The organism is Streptomyces sp. NPDC059224 (assembly GCF_042754285.1).
Taxonomy (GTDB): Bacteria; Actinomycetota; Actinomycetes; order Streptomycetales; family Streptomycetaceae; genus Streptomyces.
Genome location: NZ_JBHZAN010000034.1, coordinates 20,243 through 34,627, shown reverse-complemented (window position 1 = coordinate 34,627; position 14,385 = coordinate 20,243). Strand labels below are relative to the sequence as shown.

14 protein-coding genes are annotated in these 14,385 nt (G+C 69.7%); 9 read left to right on the top strand and 5 right to left on the bottom strand.

Translation table 11 applies throughout. The features are described from left to right. Positions 1-5 precede the first annotated feature (5 nt). Both ACFXI4_RS33050 and ACFXI4_RS33045 read left to right on the top strand, forming a co-directional pair. A complete protein-coding gene (locus ACFXI4_RS33050) occupies positions 6-1,355 on the top strand; it encodes a sulfotransferase (protein WP_384997816.1) in 1,350 nt (449 codons plus the stop codon). A gap of 34 nt (positions 1,356-1,389) precedes the next feature. Then, positions 1,390-1,956, top strand: a complete 567-nt coding sequence (locus ACFXI4_RS33045) for an adenine phosphoribosyltransferase (RefSeq protein ID WP_384997814.1) — start codon at positions 1,390-1,392, stop codon at positions 1,954-1,956. Between the two features lie 83 nt (positions 1,957-2,039). Here the strand turns inward: ACFXI4_RS33045 and ACFXI4_RS33040 are convergent, their stop codons facing one another. The 4 genes from ACFXI4_RS33040 to ACFXI4_RS33025 are packed head-to-tail and all read right to left on the bottom strand — an operon-like array spanning position 2,040 to position 5,655. Next, on the bottom strand, positions 2,040-3,158 hold the full coding sequence (locus ACFXI4_RS33040; RefSeq protein ID WP_384997812.1) for an ABC transporter substrate-binding protein: 1,119 nt from the start codon (positions 3,156-3,158) through the stop codon (positions 2,040-2,042). Between the two features lie 48 nt (positions 3,159-3,206). Then, positions 3,207-3,986, bottom strand: coding sequence for an ABC transporter permease (locus ACFXI4_RS33035; RefSeq protein ID WP_384997810.1), 780 nt, complete (start codon positions 3,984-3,986; stop codon positions 3,207-3,209). Next, complete coding sequence (locus tag ACFXI4_RS33030) at positions 3,983-4,744, bottom strand: ABC transporter permease (RefSeq protein WP_384997808.1); 762 nt, start codon at positions 4,742-4,744, stop codon at positions 3,983-3,985. Before ACFXI4_RS33030 ends, ACFXI4_RS33035 begins: the two co-directional genes overlap by 4 nt. Beyond that, on the bottom strand, positions 4,744-5,655 hold the full coding sequence (locus ACFXI4_RS33025; protein WP_384997806.1) for an ABC transporter ATP-binding protein: 912 nt from the start codon (positions 5,653-5,655) through the stop codon (positions 4,744-4,746). Before ACFXI4_RS33025 ends, ACFXI4_RS33030 begins: the two co-directional genes overlap by 1 nt. A gap of 405 nt (positions 5,656-6,060) precedes the next feature. Here ACFXI4_RS33025 and ACFXI4_RS33020 point away from each other — a divergent pair, with 405 nt between their 5' ends. The 7 genes from ACFXI4_RS33020 (at position 6,061) to ACFXI4_RS32990 (ending at position 11,914) form a co-directional block, all read left to right on the top strand. Next, the gene (locus tag ACFXI4_RS33020) at positions 6,061-6,870 is read left to right on the top strand and encodes a hypothetical protein (protein WP_384997804.1); all 810 of its coding nucleotides are present in this window, start codon (positions 6,061-6,063) and stop codon (positions 6,868-6,870) included. Further along, positions 6,863-7,471, top strand: a complete 609-nt coding sequence (locus tag ACFXI4_RS33015; protein ID WP_384997803.1) for an NUDIX domain-containing protein — start codon at positions 6,863-6,865, stop codon at positions 7,469-7,471. The genes ACFXI4_RS33020 and ACFXI4_RS33015 overlap by 8 nt, the downstream gene beginning before the upstream one ends. 110 nt (positions 7,472-7,581) lie before the next feature. Beyond that, positions 7,582-8,727, top strand: coding sequence for a Gfo/Idh/MocA family protein (locus ACFXI4_RS33010; RefSeq protein ID WP_384997801.1), 1,146 nt, complete (start codon positions 7,582-7,584; stop codon positions 8,725-8,727). Further along, a complete protein-coding gene (locus ACFXI4_RS33005; protein WP_384997799.1) occupies positions 8,718-10,106 on the top strand; it encodes a cation:proton antiporter in 1,389 nt (462 codons plus the stop codon). The genes ACFXI4_RS33010 and ACFXI4_RS33005 overlap by 10 nt, the downstream gene beginning before the upstream one ends. After that, a complete protein-coding gene (locus ACFXI4_RS33000) occupies positions 10,090-10,926 on the top strand; it encodes an S-methyl-5'-thioadenosine phosphorylase (protein ID WP_384997797.1) in 837 nt (278 codons plus the stop codon). The genes ACFXI4_RS33005 and ACFXI4_RS33000 overlap by 17 nt, the downstream gene beginning before the upstream one ends. A gap of 14 nt (positions 10,927-10,940) precedes the next feature. Beyond that, on the top strand, positions 10,941-11,543 hold the full coding sequence (locus tag ACFXI4_RS32995) for a histidine phosphatase family protein (RefSeq protein ID WP_384997795.1): 603 nt from the start codon (positions 10,941-10,943) through the stop codon (positions 11,541-11,543). Between the two features lie 2 nt (positions 11,544-11,545). Then, entirely contained in the window at positions 11,546-11,914 is a 369-nt protein-coding gene (locus ACFXI4_RS32990; RefSeq protein WP_384997793.1) for a DUF190 domain-containing protein, read from the top strand. A 105-nt stretch (positions 11,915-12,019) separates the two neighbouring features. On the opposite strand, the gene ACFXI4_RS32985 is transcribed toward ACFXI4_RS32990, so the two are convergent. After that, entirely contained in the window at positions 12,020-13,360 is a 1,341-nt protein-coding gene (locus tag ACFXI4_RS32985; protein WP_384997791.1) for an MFS transporter, read from the bottom strand. Positions 13,361-14,385 lie beyond the last annotated feature (1,025 nt).

Sequence of the window (14,385 nt, the reverse complement as noted above, 5' to 3'; positions counted from 1 at the left end):
GCTGGATGAACCTGTACGCCCCCACCGGTCCCGACGTGCTGCGGCCCCTGCTCGACCGCCTGGTGACGCTGCGCGCACTGCGCGGTCCCGCCGTCACCGGCTTCCCCGACGAGGTCCGCGACGTGGTGGTGATCGCCTCCAGTTCGCGCGGCGGCTCCAGCATGGTCGCGGAGACCTTGAGAAAGTCCAGGGACCTGCTCCATTTCACCGCGGAGATCAATCCCTTCCTGCGCCTGGCCGAGCTGGACCATCCGGCCAGCGGCACGGGCTCCGACCGGCTCGGCGCCCTGCACCTGCAGACCCTGCCGCCGAGCAAACGCCACATGCTGGCCATGGAACTGGCACTGGACGCCGGCAGTGCGGCAGATGTCGTCGACGACGAGCAGTACGCACTCGACGTCGCCTGGCGGCTGATCATCCAGTGGCCCGAACTCCCCCTGCATCCACTCCAGTTGGTGAACACCACGGTGAAGGTGCTGCACCGGGTGCGGGCACGGCACGGATGGCGCACAGGCGAGGTACCCGATCCGGCCCTCCACTTCGCCGCCCTGCTCGACGAACTGCGCCGCCAGGGAACACCGATCAGCCCCTGGCACTACGACCTCCCCCGGCACCTCCGGCAACAGCTGGCCCCCGAACCCGCGGTGAGCCACGCGCCGGGGGAGTACCTCATCGAGGAGCCGCCGTTCGTCCTGGCCCGGCCCTGGCGCCGGGCCAGGCTCTCGGACGTGCGGAACAAACCGCTGGTGATCAAGACACCGAGCAACGTGCACCGCATAGGTTTCCTGCGCGCGCTCTTCCCTCACGCCCGCTTCCGGGTGCTGCACCTGATCCGCAACCCCGCGGCGGCGATCAACGGTCTCTACGACGGATGGCTGCACAACGGCTTCCACGCCCACCGCATGCACAAGCCGCTGGGCATCACCGACTACGTCGAACAGTGCGCCGACAACCGTCTGTGGTGGAAGTTCGATCTGCCGCCCGGCTGGGAGGAGTTCACCGAAGCGCCCTTGACGGACGTGTGCGCCTTCCAGTGGCGCACGTCCCACCAGGCCATCCTCGATGAACTGGCAGGGGGCGGCATGGAGAGCCTGACCCTGCGCTTCGAGGACCTGATCGGTTCTGCCGGCGGGCGGATCGCCGGCTTCGCGGAACTCTCCGACTGGCTCGGCATCCCTCTGGAAGGCGATTTCCGGCGGGCCGTGTACGAAGGAATCGATCCGGTGGTGGCCACGGCCGCGCCCCGGGCCGGCCGCTGGCGGCGGCGGGCACCGCTGATCGAACGAGCGCTCGGCCCCCAGGTCCTGCGGCTGGCCGAACGCCTGGAGTACGTGGACCGGGCGGAGTGGATCTGACATGCCGTACGGATCACCTGATGCGGAGGACCTGATGAATGCGCAGGACGTACGAGCGGCCGAGCTGCTGCTGGGGCGCCGGCTGGCCGGGCTGATACGCGACGTCGACGACTTCCCACGTCCCGGGGTGACGTTCAAGGACATCACCCCGCTGCTCGCCGACCAGCGGGCGTTCACCGAGCTGGTGGGCGTGCTGGCCGCCATGAGCGAGCGCTGTGGTGCCACCAAGGTGGTGGGTCTTGAGGCCCGCGGGTTCATTCTGGCCGCGCCCGCCGCGGTGCAGGCCGGTATCGGATTCGTGCCGATCCGCAAGGCGGCCAAGCTGCCCGGCGCGACGTTGGGCCGCGACTACGAACTCGAATACGGCAGTGAGCGGATCGAGGTGCACAGTGACGCCTTCGAGCCCGGTGACCGGGTCGTCGTCATAGACGACGTGCTGGCCACCGGCGGTACCGCGGAGGCGTCGGTGCACCTGATCCGCGAAGCCGGGGCCGAAGTCGCCGGAGTGTCCGTGCTGCTGGAGCTGAGCTTCCTGGCGGGGCGCGACCGGCTCAAGCGACTGCTCGGCGGGGCGCCGCTGGAAGCGGTGATCACGGTGTGACCCGCCGGCCGCCGGTAGATCGTCGAGCACGCCGTCCTTCCGGTCCGAGGGGCACATCACCGCGACCAGCCGTCAAAGAGCGCTCAGATCCGGTTGCGTGAGCCATAGATCTCGTCGAGCACGCTCTGATCGACCACCTTGCCGGCATCCGGCAGGCTTTTCACTCCGGAGGCGCGCAGCGCCGCGTACATCGGGCCGCCCAGCCGCTGGGTGTCCATCCTGAACAGGCCCTTGCGCCGGGTCAGCGCGTTCTCGGTGAAGGGAATCTGCACCTCGTTCTCGCGGATCTGCTGCTTCAGATCGAGACCGAGGTCGGCACCGTACTTCTCGACCGCCAGCCGTGCGGCCCGTTCGGGGTCCCTGGCGTTCTCCTGCCAGCCGCGGATGCTGGCACGCAGGAACCGCTGCATGACATCCCGCTGTCCGTCCAGGAACTTCCGGTGGCAGTAGACGATGCTGGCGTAGGCGGGCAGCCCCATCGACTCGTACGTCACCGCCTGGTAGTCCTTGCCCTTCTTCATGCCGTACTTGGACTCCAGCGCGATGGGCTGACTGGTGAGGTAGCAGGTGAGGACCTTGCCCTGCTTCTCGACCAGGGGACCGACGTCGAAGCCGACCGGAATGAAGTCGAAGTCCTTGCGCAGCCCGGCGAGTTCGAGGATCGCGTCCAGTTGGGGCTTGGACCCCTGCTGGCCGAGCACCTTGGCGCCCAGCAGGTCACGGGGGCGGGTCACGGGGGCTGAGGCGAGCGAGACCAGCCCGCCGGGGTTGGTCTGGAAGCCGGAGCCAGCCATGACGAAGTCGTTGCCCTTGGTGATGGCCTGGAGAAGGGTCTGCATGTTGGCGTGCACCCCGATGTCGGCCGAGCCGGTGGCGAGGAGCTGTGTGGAGTCAGGGGTGTTGGGGCCGCCCGGCTGGAACTGGACGCTGAGGTTCTCCTCGGCGTAGTAGCCGGCGGAGTCGGCGATCCAGAAGCCCGCGAACTCCACGTTCTTGATCCAGCCGAGTGCGACCCGCAGCGTGGCGGGGCGTGCGGTGGAGGTGGAAGAGGGCCTGCCGGCGGCCGGGTCGTCCGTGGCACCGCAGCCGGCGAGCGTACCGCCGAGGCTAAGGGCGGCCCCCGTGGCACCGACGGCTCTCAGCACGCTTCTGCGGGTCTGGGGGGTGCCGCCGGGCTGCCACGGTGCCGGGTTCTTGGGCATGGTCGTTGGACTCCTTCGTTTCTCGGCTGACGTGTGGGCGGAAGCGGATCAGCGGAAGCGGGGCGTGTACCGGCGCTCGACGCCCCGTGCCGCCATGAAGCCGGCGACGGAGACGACCGTGGCGACCAGGGCGGCGCCCCAGGCACGTTCGGGGGCCATGAAGGTGACGGCATCGGCGAAGAGGCTGCCCAGGCCGTCCTGGCCGAGCAGGAACTCGGCCAGCAACGCGGCGAGCACCGTGGAGGGCGCGGTCAACCGCAGGGCGACCAGCAGCATCGGGACGGTGTGCGGCAGCAGCAGCCTGCGCAGCCGCACGGACCGGGAGGCGCCGAACACGGTGAACACGTTGTTCATGGCCGCCGGCGCCGTCCGCAGTCCCGAGGCCACCAGGACGAAGGCCGGGAAGAACGACACCAGGGTGGTGACCGTGGCGACGGCCGGAGCGCCGAACCCCACGACACGGGCGATGACGGGGATCATCACGATCACCGGGACCGAGCGCATGATCAGCAGAAGGGGGGTCAGCAGCCCCGACAACAGCGAGGAGAACCAGACCGCCACGGCGCAGCACAGCCCGAGCGCCATCCCCAGGACCAGACCCGTGGCGGCGTGGAACAGCGTGTGGCCGAGTCCGGGTGCGTAGTCCCCGAAGTCACCCAGTACGTAGGCGAACACGGCGTAGGGAGTGGGCACCACGATCTGGTTGAGGTGCTGGACCCGGGTCCAGGTCTCCCAGGCCGCCAGCAGCGCGAGCACCGTCCAGTAGCGCGACAGGAACAGGCCGGCGAACCGCAGAGCCCGGCGCGGCGCGGTGGGGCGAGTGCTCATCGAAACCTCCAGGCCACCGCGGCGCGGACGGCGCCGAGGAGCAGATAGGCGGCGATCGACTGGAGCGCGGCAGCCAGGCCCGCGGCCCACAGCAGTTCGGTCTGGTAGTTCTGCATGGAGCTGACCAGCAGCAGCCCCAGACCGCGTGAGGCACCGAACCACTCGCCGACGACGGCTCCGAGCACGGCGGCGGGCGCCGCGAGCGTCAGGGCGTCGAGCACCATCGGTACGGCGGCGGGCAGTTGGAGCCGCAGCAGCGTGGTACGCCGGGAGGCACCGAGGGCGGCCAGCACGTCCCGGTGTGCCGGACTCGCCGCGGACAGGCCCGAGGCCGCCGCCACGAACACGACGAAGCCGCAGGCCAGGGCCGCGATCACCGCCGGGCTGCCGTCACGGCCGACCGTGCTGAACAGCAGGGGGCCCAGGGCGATCAGCGGGATGGCGTTCACCACTGCGGCGAGCCGGTCCAGACCGGGTTGCAGGACGGGCAGCGCGGCGCCGAGCACGGCCACGGCCAGCGCGATCAGCGACCCGGTCAGCAGCCCCGTCCCGGCCGCACGTGCGGTGGCCGCGAAAGCCCTGCCGAGCAGCGCGCCCCGGCCGGGGGAGCGGACCTCTTCGAGTACGTGGCTGAGCGGTGGCCAGCCGGGGCCGAACACCTCCGTCCGTCCCACGGCCTCCATCGCGGTGATCGCCAGCACGGCACCGGTGGTGGTCAGAAGAGCGGTCCGTACCGTGCTGGGGCGGCCGGAACCCATCACATCCGCCCCGCACCGTGCTCGGCACGCGGGCTGCCGGAGCCGGACCCGGCGTCCAGGAGCGCGGTCAGCCGGTCGACGACCTCATGGAACTCCGGGGCGCGGGTGAGGTCGCCACCGCGGGGCCGGGGCAGCTTGACGGTCTCCATGTGCCGCACCCGGCCCGGCCGTTCACTGAGAACGGCCACCCGGTCAGCGAGCAGTACGGCCTCGACGACGTCATGGGTGACCAGCAGCGTGGTGATGCGCTGCTCCGTCCAGATGCGGGCCAGCTCCAGATTGAGCCGCCGTCTCGTCACCGCGTCCAGGGAACCGAAGGGTTCGTCCAGCAGGAGGACATCGGGGTTGAGGGCCAGCGCCCTGGCGATGGCGACCCGCTGACGCATACCGCCCGACAACTGGCGGGGGCGCGCGTCGGAGAATCCCTCGAGCCCGGTCATACGGAGCAGTTCGGTGATCCTGGTCCGGTCCACGGGACGGCCGGCCACCCGGAACGGCAGGGCCACGTTCTCGTACGCACTGGCCCAGGGAAGCAGCGCGTGGTCCTGAAAGGCGATGCCGAGCCGGTGCTCGCGGACCAGGGTGGCCGCCGGACCGCCGTGCACCAGCACCTCACCCTCGGTGGGTTCCTCCAGCCCGGCGAGCATGCGCAGCACGGTCGACTTGCCGCAGCCCGAGGGCCCGATCAGGGCCACGAACTCGCCGTATCCCACGGTCAGTTCGAGACCTTGCAGGGCTTCCGCGCGGCGTCCCTTGCGTAAGGAGTAGTGCTTCACGAGGCCGCGCAGTTCCAGCGCGGCCGACTCCTTGCCGCGGTCGGGCGGGGTATCCGCTGCTGCCTGTGAGGCCGGCGCTCGCCAGCCGGCGCGGTGGCCGATGGGCGGTATTTCGGCAGGAACGGACTTCGCCAACGCTTCACTCCCAGATCCGTGTGGCTGTGAGGGCTCCCCGCGGTGCGGTGCGAGCAGTCGGACTTCAGCAGCAGGCGGGGACATGACTCCCGGGGCTCAGGACCGGCCATCGCCGTTCCGGTGTCCTGGCACACCTGGCAGGCGGCGGTCCCGGGTACCGGGCTGAGCCACAGGACGTACCCCCACGGCCCGCCCCCCTTCGCGATCACTTGTGGGCCGAGGGTAATGCACGGGTCCTCTTTCAAGCCATGTCGGAGGGGGGCGCATTTCTTGCGCTTTTGAGCCGCTCTTGAGGGCACTTGCCAGGACGGGCCAAGGTGACTAGAAAAACGGGAAGCCCAGCCGGAGCTGCCCGTCGAGGATCTTTCGACCGAGCCCGGATCACAGCGGCGAAAGGGGGAGTAGGTGGCCGTTCAGGTAGCATCGGAAACCCATTTGGCGGGCCTGCGCCCGCATGATCTAGAGATCCTGCTCAATGGATTGCCGTTAGCGGAGAAAGCGCAGAACGTCGACTACAACCTGGACCTGGTGCGGCGCCTGGGAGCCTCGTTCTGCAAGACTGATCTGTTGGCCCACTACCTGTCGGACAGCGCGCTGCTGGACGAGATCGCCACCCGCTCCTACCGGCATGTCAACCATTTCGACAAAATAGTTCTGGTTGATTCCGGGGAGCGTCTGGGGTACCGGCTGACCCTGCATCTGTGGTGCCCGCCGTACACGGAGAAAGAGCTGCGGGACGAATTGATTCACGATCACCGGTTCAGTTTTTGGTCGACGATACTCACCGGCCGGCTGGTCTCGGAAAACTTCTCGCCTGCTGCGGACGGCATGGCCGCCGCGGCTGAGCCGGTCACCACCTACCGGCGGTACCGGTACAGCCCGGAGAAGAAGGGAGTGACCACCCACACGAACTTCTACGAGTTCACGGGGGAGGCGCCCCTGGGCATGGTCGGAGAATCCGTGGAACTACAGGGAAGCGCCTACCACCTGGAATACCGTCGCATTCACCGGGTGATCCTCCCGAGAGAGTCGATGACCTGCACCTTGGTGCTCCGCGGGCCCCGGGAACGTGCCTTCTCCAACGTCTACAACACGGCGTACCCTTCCATGGACACCCAGTCAGGCAACTCCATGTTCTCCCGCCACGAACTGGCGGCAAAGCTACGGGATCTGCAGGCGGTCGTCGGCGGGGACCCGGGCGCCGCAGGTGTCTGAGCCCGATGGCACCCCCAGCGGACCGGCCGTGCGGCTGCGGGCCGTGGAGGCCGTGACGGATGACTGGTTCGCCCTGCGCAAGTACCATGTGGAACACACCCGCCGGGACGGAGCCGTCGAGCAGATCACCCGGTTCAGCCTGCACCGGGGCGACCGTGCCGCCGTACTCCTGCATTCGCCCAGGTGCGACACGGTCGTACTCACCCGCCAGTTCCGTCTGCCGGCGTTGCTCGACGGCCGCCCGGACGGCGCGCTGCCGGAGCTGCCCGGAGGACTGCTGGACGGCGCGGACGCCCAGCAGGCGGTGCGCCGTGAGGCCGAGGAGGAGACGGGATTCCGGGTACGTGCACTGCGGTTCGCGTACACCGTCTACCTTTCCCCGCAGCTGAGCCGCGAACGCACCCATCTCTTCACCGGTGAGTACGACCCCGCGGACCGCACGGGCCCCGGGGGCGGTCTCGCCGACGAGGGCGAGGAGATAGAGGTGCTTCAGCTGTCGCCGGAGAAGGCGTTCGCCATGGCGACGAGTGAGGGGCCGGCCGATGCGAAGACCCTGCTCATGCTCCAGCTCCTGAAGCTGCGCGACCGTGGGCAGGCTTGAACATCGACACCTCCGCCGGCCGGCTGCACAGTGGTCTGGCAGATCTTCGCGAGAGTCCGTCCTCAGCTGCCGCCGTTCCCTTCGCCTGCCCGCCGAGAAGTTCCGGAGGTATGCACCCCTTGAAGTCCAACGGTTTCGTCTCGTACGACGAGACGGGCGGGCACCGCACAGACCCGCTCCCCGGGACGCTGACCGCCGCTGTCGTCGGTACCGGACGCGGCGCGGAGCACCTGCGCTGGCTGGCCGACTGCCCCGGCGTCACCCCGCTGACCGTGCCGGGTGACGAGGCGTCGGACCGTATCCGTGAGGGCGGACTGGACGTGGTGGTGGTGGCCTCCCCGACGCACACACACCAGGACCTGGTTGCCGAGGCCCTCCGCCAGGACCTGGCCGTGGTGTGCGAGACACCGCTCGCACCCGGCGTCCCCGCAGCACTCGCACTCACCACACTGGCCGCGGAGCGCGGAGCACAGGCCCGTGTACCCTTCCAGTGGCGGACGAACAACGCCCTCGGACAGGCCCGTTCGGCACTGCTGCACGGCGAGATCGGGGACCTGCTCACCGTGGACATCGCCCTCCACGACGACTCCCACCTCGGGCCCGGCACCCGCTGGCCCTGGCGTGAGCGGCGTGAGACCGCCGGCGGCGGCGCCATGGCCGAGCTGGGCACTCATGCCTTAGACCTGCTCTCGTGGAGCACCGGGCTGGGCACCTGGGACGTGGAGTCCGCCTGGGCACAACGCCTGTACGACAGCCGCCGCGGGCCCCAGGGCCAGGTGGAGGTCGACGTGGACGACATCGCCCAGGCCGAACTGCGGCCACTGGGCTCGGCCGCCCGCGCCCGCGTCCATGTGTCGCGCATCAGCCCCGAGGGGCGGCAACTGTATTTCACCGCCGTCGGCAGCCGCGGCACCCTGCGCGTCGTCGCCGAGGCCAAGAACGGCTCGGCGACGCTGGTCCTGACCACGGGAGCCCGGTCGTTGCGCGCGACGGTCGGCCCGCACTCCATGAACCCCTACCGCGCCCCGGCAAGCGCCGGCGCTGATCCTGCCCTGACCGGCCTGACCGGCCTGACCGGCCTGACCGGCCTGACCGGCCTGACCGGCCTGACCGGCCTGACCGGCCTGACCGGCCTGACCGGCCTGACCGACGGGGCCGGGCTCGGGACGTTCGACGAGGCCCTCGCCGCCGTCCACCTGGTGGAGGCCGCACAGCGTCGCAGCGTCCAACGCGACCCGGAGGTGCCGTGGCGCTGAGCACAGCGGACCTGACCCATGTTCTGCTGGCCGTCGTGGCCCTGCTCGTGGCGGCGCACCTCGGCGGCCATCTCTTCCGGCTGATCCACCAGCCACAGGTCATCGGGGAGATCGCCGGTGGTCTCGTACTGGGACCGACCGTGCTGGGCGCTCTCGCACCCTCCGCGCAACGGTGGCTGCTGCCCACCACGGGCCCCACGGCCGCCGTGCTCGGGGCCGTCTACCACCTCGGGCTGCTGTTCCTGGTCCACCTCACCGGCACAGAACTGCGCCGGCGCGGCAGCGGAGCGCAAGTGCGCACCATCGGCCTCATCGCCGGCGTCGGCCTGATACTGCCGTTCCTGTTCGGACTGGGCATCGCCCGCGTCGCCGACCTGCGCGGCCTGAGCGGGCCGGCCGGCTCGCCCATGACACTGACCATGGTCTTCGGCATGGCCATCGCGGTGACCAGCGTGCCTGTCATCTCCCGGATCATGCTCGATGTGGGCATCCTCGGCACGGTCTTCGCCCGGATCGTCCTGGCCGTCGCGGTCATCGAGGACATCGCGCTGTACGTGATCCTCGCGATCGTCCTCGGGGTCGCGCAGGCCGAAGCCAGTGACGCGTACGGGCTCTGGTCGCTCCTCGGCACGGATTCGCTCCCTCTCGCCGGGATGTACTTCACTCTGGTACCCCTGACGTTCATCGCGGCGATGCTGCGGTGGGGCCCCCGTGCCTTCGCGCGGCTGTCCGCGGCCCGCTTCAACGCGGTCGCGGAGCGCAGCCCGCTCGCCTTCCGCCTCGTCTTCCTGTTCCTCATGTGCGCGGCCTGTGCCGGACTCGGCATCGACCCGATCTTCGGCGCACTGGTCGCCGGAATGTGCGACGCGGACGCTGTGGGCCGCAAAGAGCACGACTCGCAAGAGGTGCTGCGATCGTTCTCTCTGGCCTTCTTCATCCCGGTCTACTTCGCGATGGTCGGCGTCAAGCTCGACCTCGCGCACCACTTCGACCTTCTCTTCTTCTGCTGGTTCTTCGCCCTGGCCTGCGCCGCGAAACTGTTCAGTGTCTGGCTGGGAGCACGCCTGGCACACGAGACAAACTCCGCTGCCCTGCACCTGGCCGTGGCCCTGAACGCCCGTGGCGGACCGGGCATCGTCCTCGCCTCCGTGGCCCTGGGCGCCCACGTCATCAACGAGAGCTTCTTCACCTCGCTCGTCCTGCTGTCGGTGCTCACGTCCCAGCTCGCCGGCCTCTGGCTCGGCAGTGCCGTCGCCCGGGGACATGTGCTCAGCACGGGCGTACCACCTATCGGTCACCCACCGGCCGACCGACCCCTCACCGCACGTGTGCCCACTGATCACGCACCAGAAGGAGCTAAGAATGACTCACCCGCATGACATAGAGATCGGTGTCATCGGAGGATCCGGGCTGTACTCCTTCCTCGACGACATCACCGAGATCAGGATCGACACACCGTACGGCGAACCCAGTGACGCCCTGCTCGTCGGTGAGTACTCCGGACGCAAAATCGCCTTCCTGCCGCGGCACGGGCGAGCGCACTCGGTACCGCCGCACGACATCAACTACCGGGCCAACCTCTGGGCGCTGCGCTCGACGGGGGTCCGCCAGGTGCTGGCACCCTGCGCGGTCGGCGGGCTGCAGGCACGGCTGGGACCGGGCACACTCGTCATCCCCGACCAGTTCGTGGACCGCACCTACGGCCGGGAGCAGACCTTCTACGACGGCAAGGTCCGGCCCGACGGCCAGACCCCGGCCGTGGTCCACATGTCCATGGCCGACCCCTACTGCCCGGCCGGGCGTGCGGCGGCGGCGGCCGCCGCACGCGCCGAGGGCTGGGAGCCGGTGGAGGACGGCACCCTCGTGGTGATCCAGGGGCCGCGCTTCTCCACCCGCGCCGAGTCGCGCTGGTACTCCGCCCAGGACTGGTCGGTGATCGGCATGACCGGCTATCCGGAAGCACCCCTCGCCCGTGAACTCGGCATGTGCTACACCTCCCTGGCGCTCGTCACCGACCTGGACGCGGGCGTCGAGGTGGGCGAGGGCGTGACCCACGAGGACGTACTGAGGGTGTTCGCGGAGAACATCGACCGGTTGCGCCCGGTGCTCTTCGGCGCCGTCAAGGCGCTGCCCACGGAACGCGCCTGCCTGTGCAGCCGCGCCCTCGACGGCATGGACACGGGCTTCGAACTCCCCTGACGGGACGGCCGACCGTGAAGATCTTTCTGGTGCGGCACGGCCAGTCGTTGTGGCAGCTTCAGCCGAGCGAGGACTGGGACACGACTCTGAGCCCGCTCGGCCACAGCCAGGCGCGGCGGCTGGCCGGGTGGTGTGCGCGGCACCCGGCACTGGACCGGACCTCACGGTTCGAGGCGGGGGTGCTGCGCGCCAGTCCGCTGCTGCGGGCACAACAGACGGCCGGCCATCTGGCCAGTGCTCTGGGGCTGCCCGTGCGGACACAGCCCTCACTGGCCGAGGCTGCCTTCCACGTGGTCTCCGAACTGCCCAGCGCCGCCGCTCCGTTCGCCCCCTGGCCCCAGGCTCCGCTGTCCGAGCGGTACCTGGCGTTCCGGAAACAGGCGGGTGAGGCGCTGACCGAGCTGGCGGACCTGGCGGAGGAGAGTGCCGCTCCCGTCCTCGCCGTCACCCACGGCGGTCTGATCAAGACGCTGTTACGGACGGTGCTGGAGACCGACGTGGTCTGCTTCAAGCTCTACAACTGCGGGATCAACGCCATCGAATGGAAGGCCGGAAGGTGGAGGATCGCGCACGTCAACCTCTGGGACCACCTGCCCCCGGAACTGCGGACCACGTGAACGTGCCGGGCCACCTCGTTCCTGCCTGCCGGCTCACCGTCACCGTCTTCAACGGCACGCTGTGGCGGCACAGACCGCTGTTCAGCGAGATCGTCCGCAAAGCACACCGGCACGGTCTGAGAAGCGCGAGCGTCCTGCGGGGGGTGGAGGGATACGGAGCGGGCGGCTCCATTCACACCGAGCGCATCCTCAGCGTGTCCGACAGGCTGCCCCTTCTGATCGTCCTGGTGGACGACGAGGACAGGATCCACTCCTTTCTGCGGGAGCTGGATCCGCGGATGGACATAGAGTCCATGGTCATCGACCAGGTCCACGGTTTCCGCTGGAGCCCGGAACCTGGGCGGGGGGAAGGGAAAGCGGCCGGGGAGTGAAGGGAGCCGGAAGAGCGGCCCACCCGGCCCTACACCGGCCGGCATTCCCCCCACCAGGCGGTCGACGCCGTCGCCCCTTGCCCACCCGGTCGACCTGCGGACGTCTCAGACCGTACGCGTCCGACGGCCCGTCAGACCGATGGCCAGCGCACCGAGCGCGCAGCCGACGCCGGCCGCGAGATAGGCGAGGTGGTAGCCGGTGAGGCGATCGTCGCTGGTCGCTGCCACCAGGACCATGAGCGCGACCCCGACGCTGGCACCGATCTGTTGTGCCACGACATTCACCGCTCCGGCGACCGCGTGCCGTTCCGGCTCCACGCCGCTGAGCGTGGCGGACGTCATCGACGGGAAGTTCAGCCCTTGCCCGATGCCGCTGATCACCAGGCCGGGAAGCACATGCAGCACATAACTGCCCTGGTGCGGTGTGGTCATCCACAGCGCTGTGCCCCCGCCGATCAGGACCAGCCCGACAGCCATCAGGGCATGCAGCGGATACCTGGCGAGCAGACGGCCGGTGACGAAGTTGGCGGTGAGGAAAACGCCCGCCGACATCGGCACCAGCGCGAGACCCGACTCGAGCGGCGAGTAGTCCAGCATCCCCTGCAGATACAGCGGCGCGAAGAACAGCATCCCGACCGAACCCATGTACTGGAGGAACGCCGCCAGGCTCGCCGCCCGCACGGACGTGACCCGGAAGAGGCCGAGAGGCAGCACCGGATCGGCGGTGCGCTGCTCGCGCACGACGAAGAGCAGCAGGAACACCATCGCGGCACCCAATGCCCCCCAGGCCAACGCGCCGCTGCTGCTCGCGCCCACGACCAGCAAAGTGAGTCCGATCGTGCCCGAGATCGCCCCGGGCAGGTCCAGCCTGCCACCGCGTCCGGCCCCACCGGGCAGCCCGGCGCGCGTGGGTGCCAGCACGGCCGCCCCCACCACCACCGAGAACCACAACACCGAGCGCCAGCCGAGGAACTGGGTCAGCACGCCGCCCAGCAGCACCCCGCCGCTGAAGCTCGCCGCGCCGACCGCCGCGTACACGCTGAGTGCCCGGTTGCGGGCCGCACCCGCCGGAAACACCTCGGTCAGCAGTGCCAGTGCGGCCGGGCCCGACATGGCCGCACCGATGCCCTGCACCGCTCGCGCACCGAGCAGCACCCCGATGTCCGGCGCGACGGCACCGACCAGCGCGGCCCCGGTGAACAGGGCCACCCCTATCTCGAACACCCGCCGACGGCCGAACACATCGGCCAGCCGGCCGCCTACCAGCAGGAACCCCGCGAACGTCACCGCATAGGCGATCATGACCCACTGAAGCGTGGTGTCGTCCAGGTCGAAACGGGCTCCGACGGACGGCAGGGCGGCATTGAGCACCCCAAGACCACTCACATCCAGTGCGAGCGCTCCAGCAAGCACTCCGAGGGCCAGTCCCACCTTCTTCTCCGGCACGACCTGAGTACTGGTCATGCGCCACACCCCGACAAGGCGCCACCGGCGAACCGGTGGTGCGTGGGGCGTACGTGTGTGCCGCCACCGGCGCCGGAAAGCAGGGCGCCCGGCCCGCCCCGGAGCGCTCGGCCGGCGGCCGGCGTCCGAAGGGGGGGGCGGCCGAGCCCTAATCGGGCCGGTGCTTCGTCCACGGCCGCTGCCGGGGCGCCGGGTGGCACGGCGGCGGGACGGCGCATGAAATGCCTGGACAACGCGGTGCCGGCGTCAACCGGGCCCTGCCGCCGTGGTGAAGTGAGTTCCATCCGTCCGCTGCCCGCCGCCAGGAAACGGACGCCGGCCGACGTCGGCCGACGGTTCATGATTTTCATGCGGAGCAGCCTCGCAGTGGCGCTCACCGGCTGTCCAGACGGGCTCCGCCCGCATGCCTCCGCGGCCCGCGGAGTCGCGAGGGACTTCCTGCGGGGCGGCGGGCCGTACCGGCTCGTGTGACCGGGGTGGCGGAACAGGTTACCTGTACAAGAAGCCGGTGACGGGCCGGAAGCGGCTTGTGTTGAACAAGGATGCACTGTGTTGCCCTGAGGTGCGAAGCGTCTTACGGTCATTGCCATTGATGCCCGTCGGCATTGGCTGTGGTGGACGAAGAGTTCCGCGTGTGCTTCGCCGAAAGCGATGAGGTCACGCACAGACCTGGCCAGAAGGCTGACGAAGCATGGCGGCGGCCGGGCTGCCGGCGGCGATCACGAAGCAGACCCGGTCTGTTTCACCATGATGACTTGACGGGGGTTCAGTCGCGGTGCAAGCACGAGTTCTTCCAAGGGCATCCCTCGTCCGGGGTGAGGCCGCCTGCCCGGCGAGGCGCGGGCCTCGGCCCGTCCCACGACCAGTTCTCTGAATGCCGACTCCGCATGCAAGAAGCACGGCCCGGCCGTGTTCCAGCAGACCGGCCCCGCGTGCTCCGCGGCCCTCGCCCCCTCAGTGACACGGCTGACGGAGTTCCCGCGCCCTTGACCAGCCGGCCGATCGAC

Bases quoted from the DNA above. Each gene is read 5' to 3' on its own strand.
- ACFXI4_RS33050 (WP_384997816.1), top strand. From the start codon at position 6: ATGAACCTGTACGCCCCCACCGGTCCCGACGTGCTGCGGCCCCTGCTC.
- ACFXI4_RS33045 (WP_384997814.1), top strand. From the start codon at position 1,390: ATGAATGCGCAGGACGTACGAGCGGCCGAGCTGCTGCTGGGGCGCCGG.
- ACFXI4_RS33040 (WP_384997812.1), bottom strand. From the start codon at position 3,158: ATGCCCAAGAACCCGGCACCGTGGCAGCCCGGCGGCACCCCCCAGACC.
- ACFXI4_RS33035 (WP_384997810.1), bottom strand. From the start codon at position 3,986: ATGAGCACTCGCCCCACCGCGCCGCGCCGGGCTCTGCGGTTCGCCGGC.
- ACFXI4_RS33030 (WP_384997808.1), bottom strand. From the start codon at position 4,744: ATGGGTTCCGGCCGCCCCAGCACGGTACGGACCGCTCTTCTGACCACC.
- ACFXI4_RS33010 (WP_384997801.1), top strand. From the start codon at position 7,582: ATGCACCCCTTGAAGTCCAACGGTTTCGTCTCGTACGACGAGACGGGC.
- ACFXI4_RS33000 (WP_384997797.1), top strand. From the start codon at position 10,090: ATGACTCACCCGCATGACATAGAGATCGGTGTCATCGGAGGATCCGGG.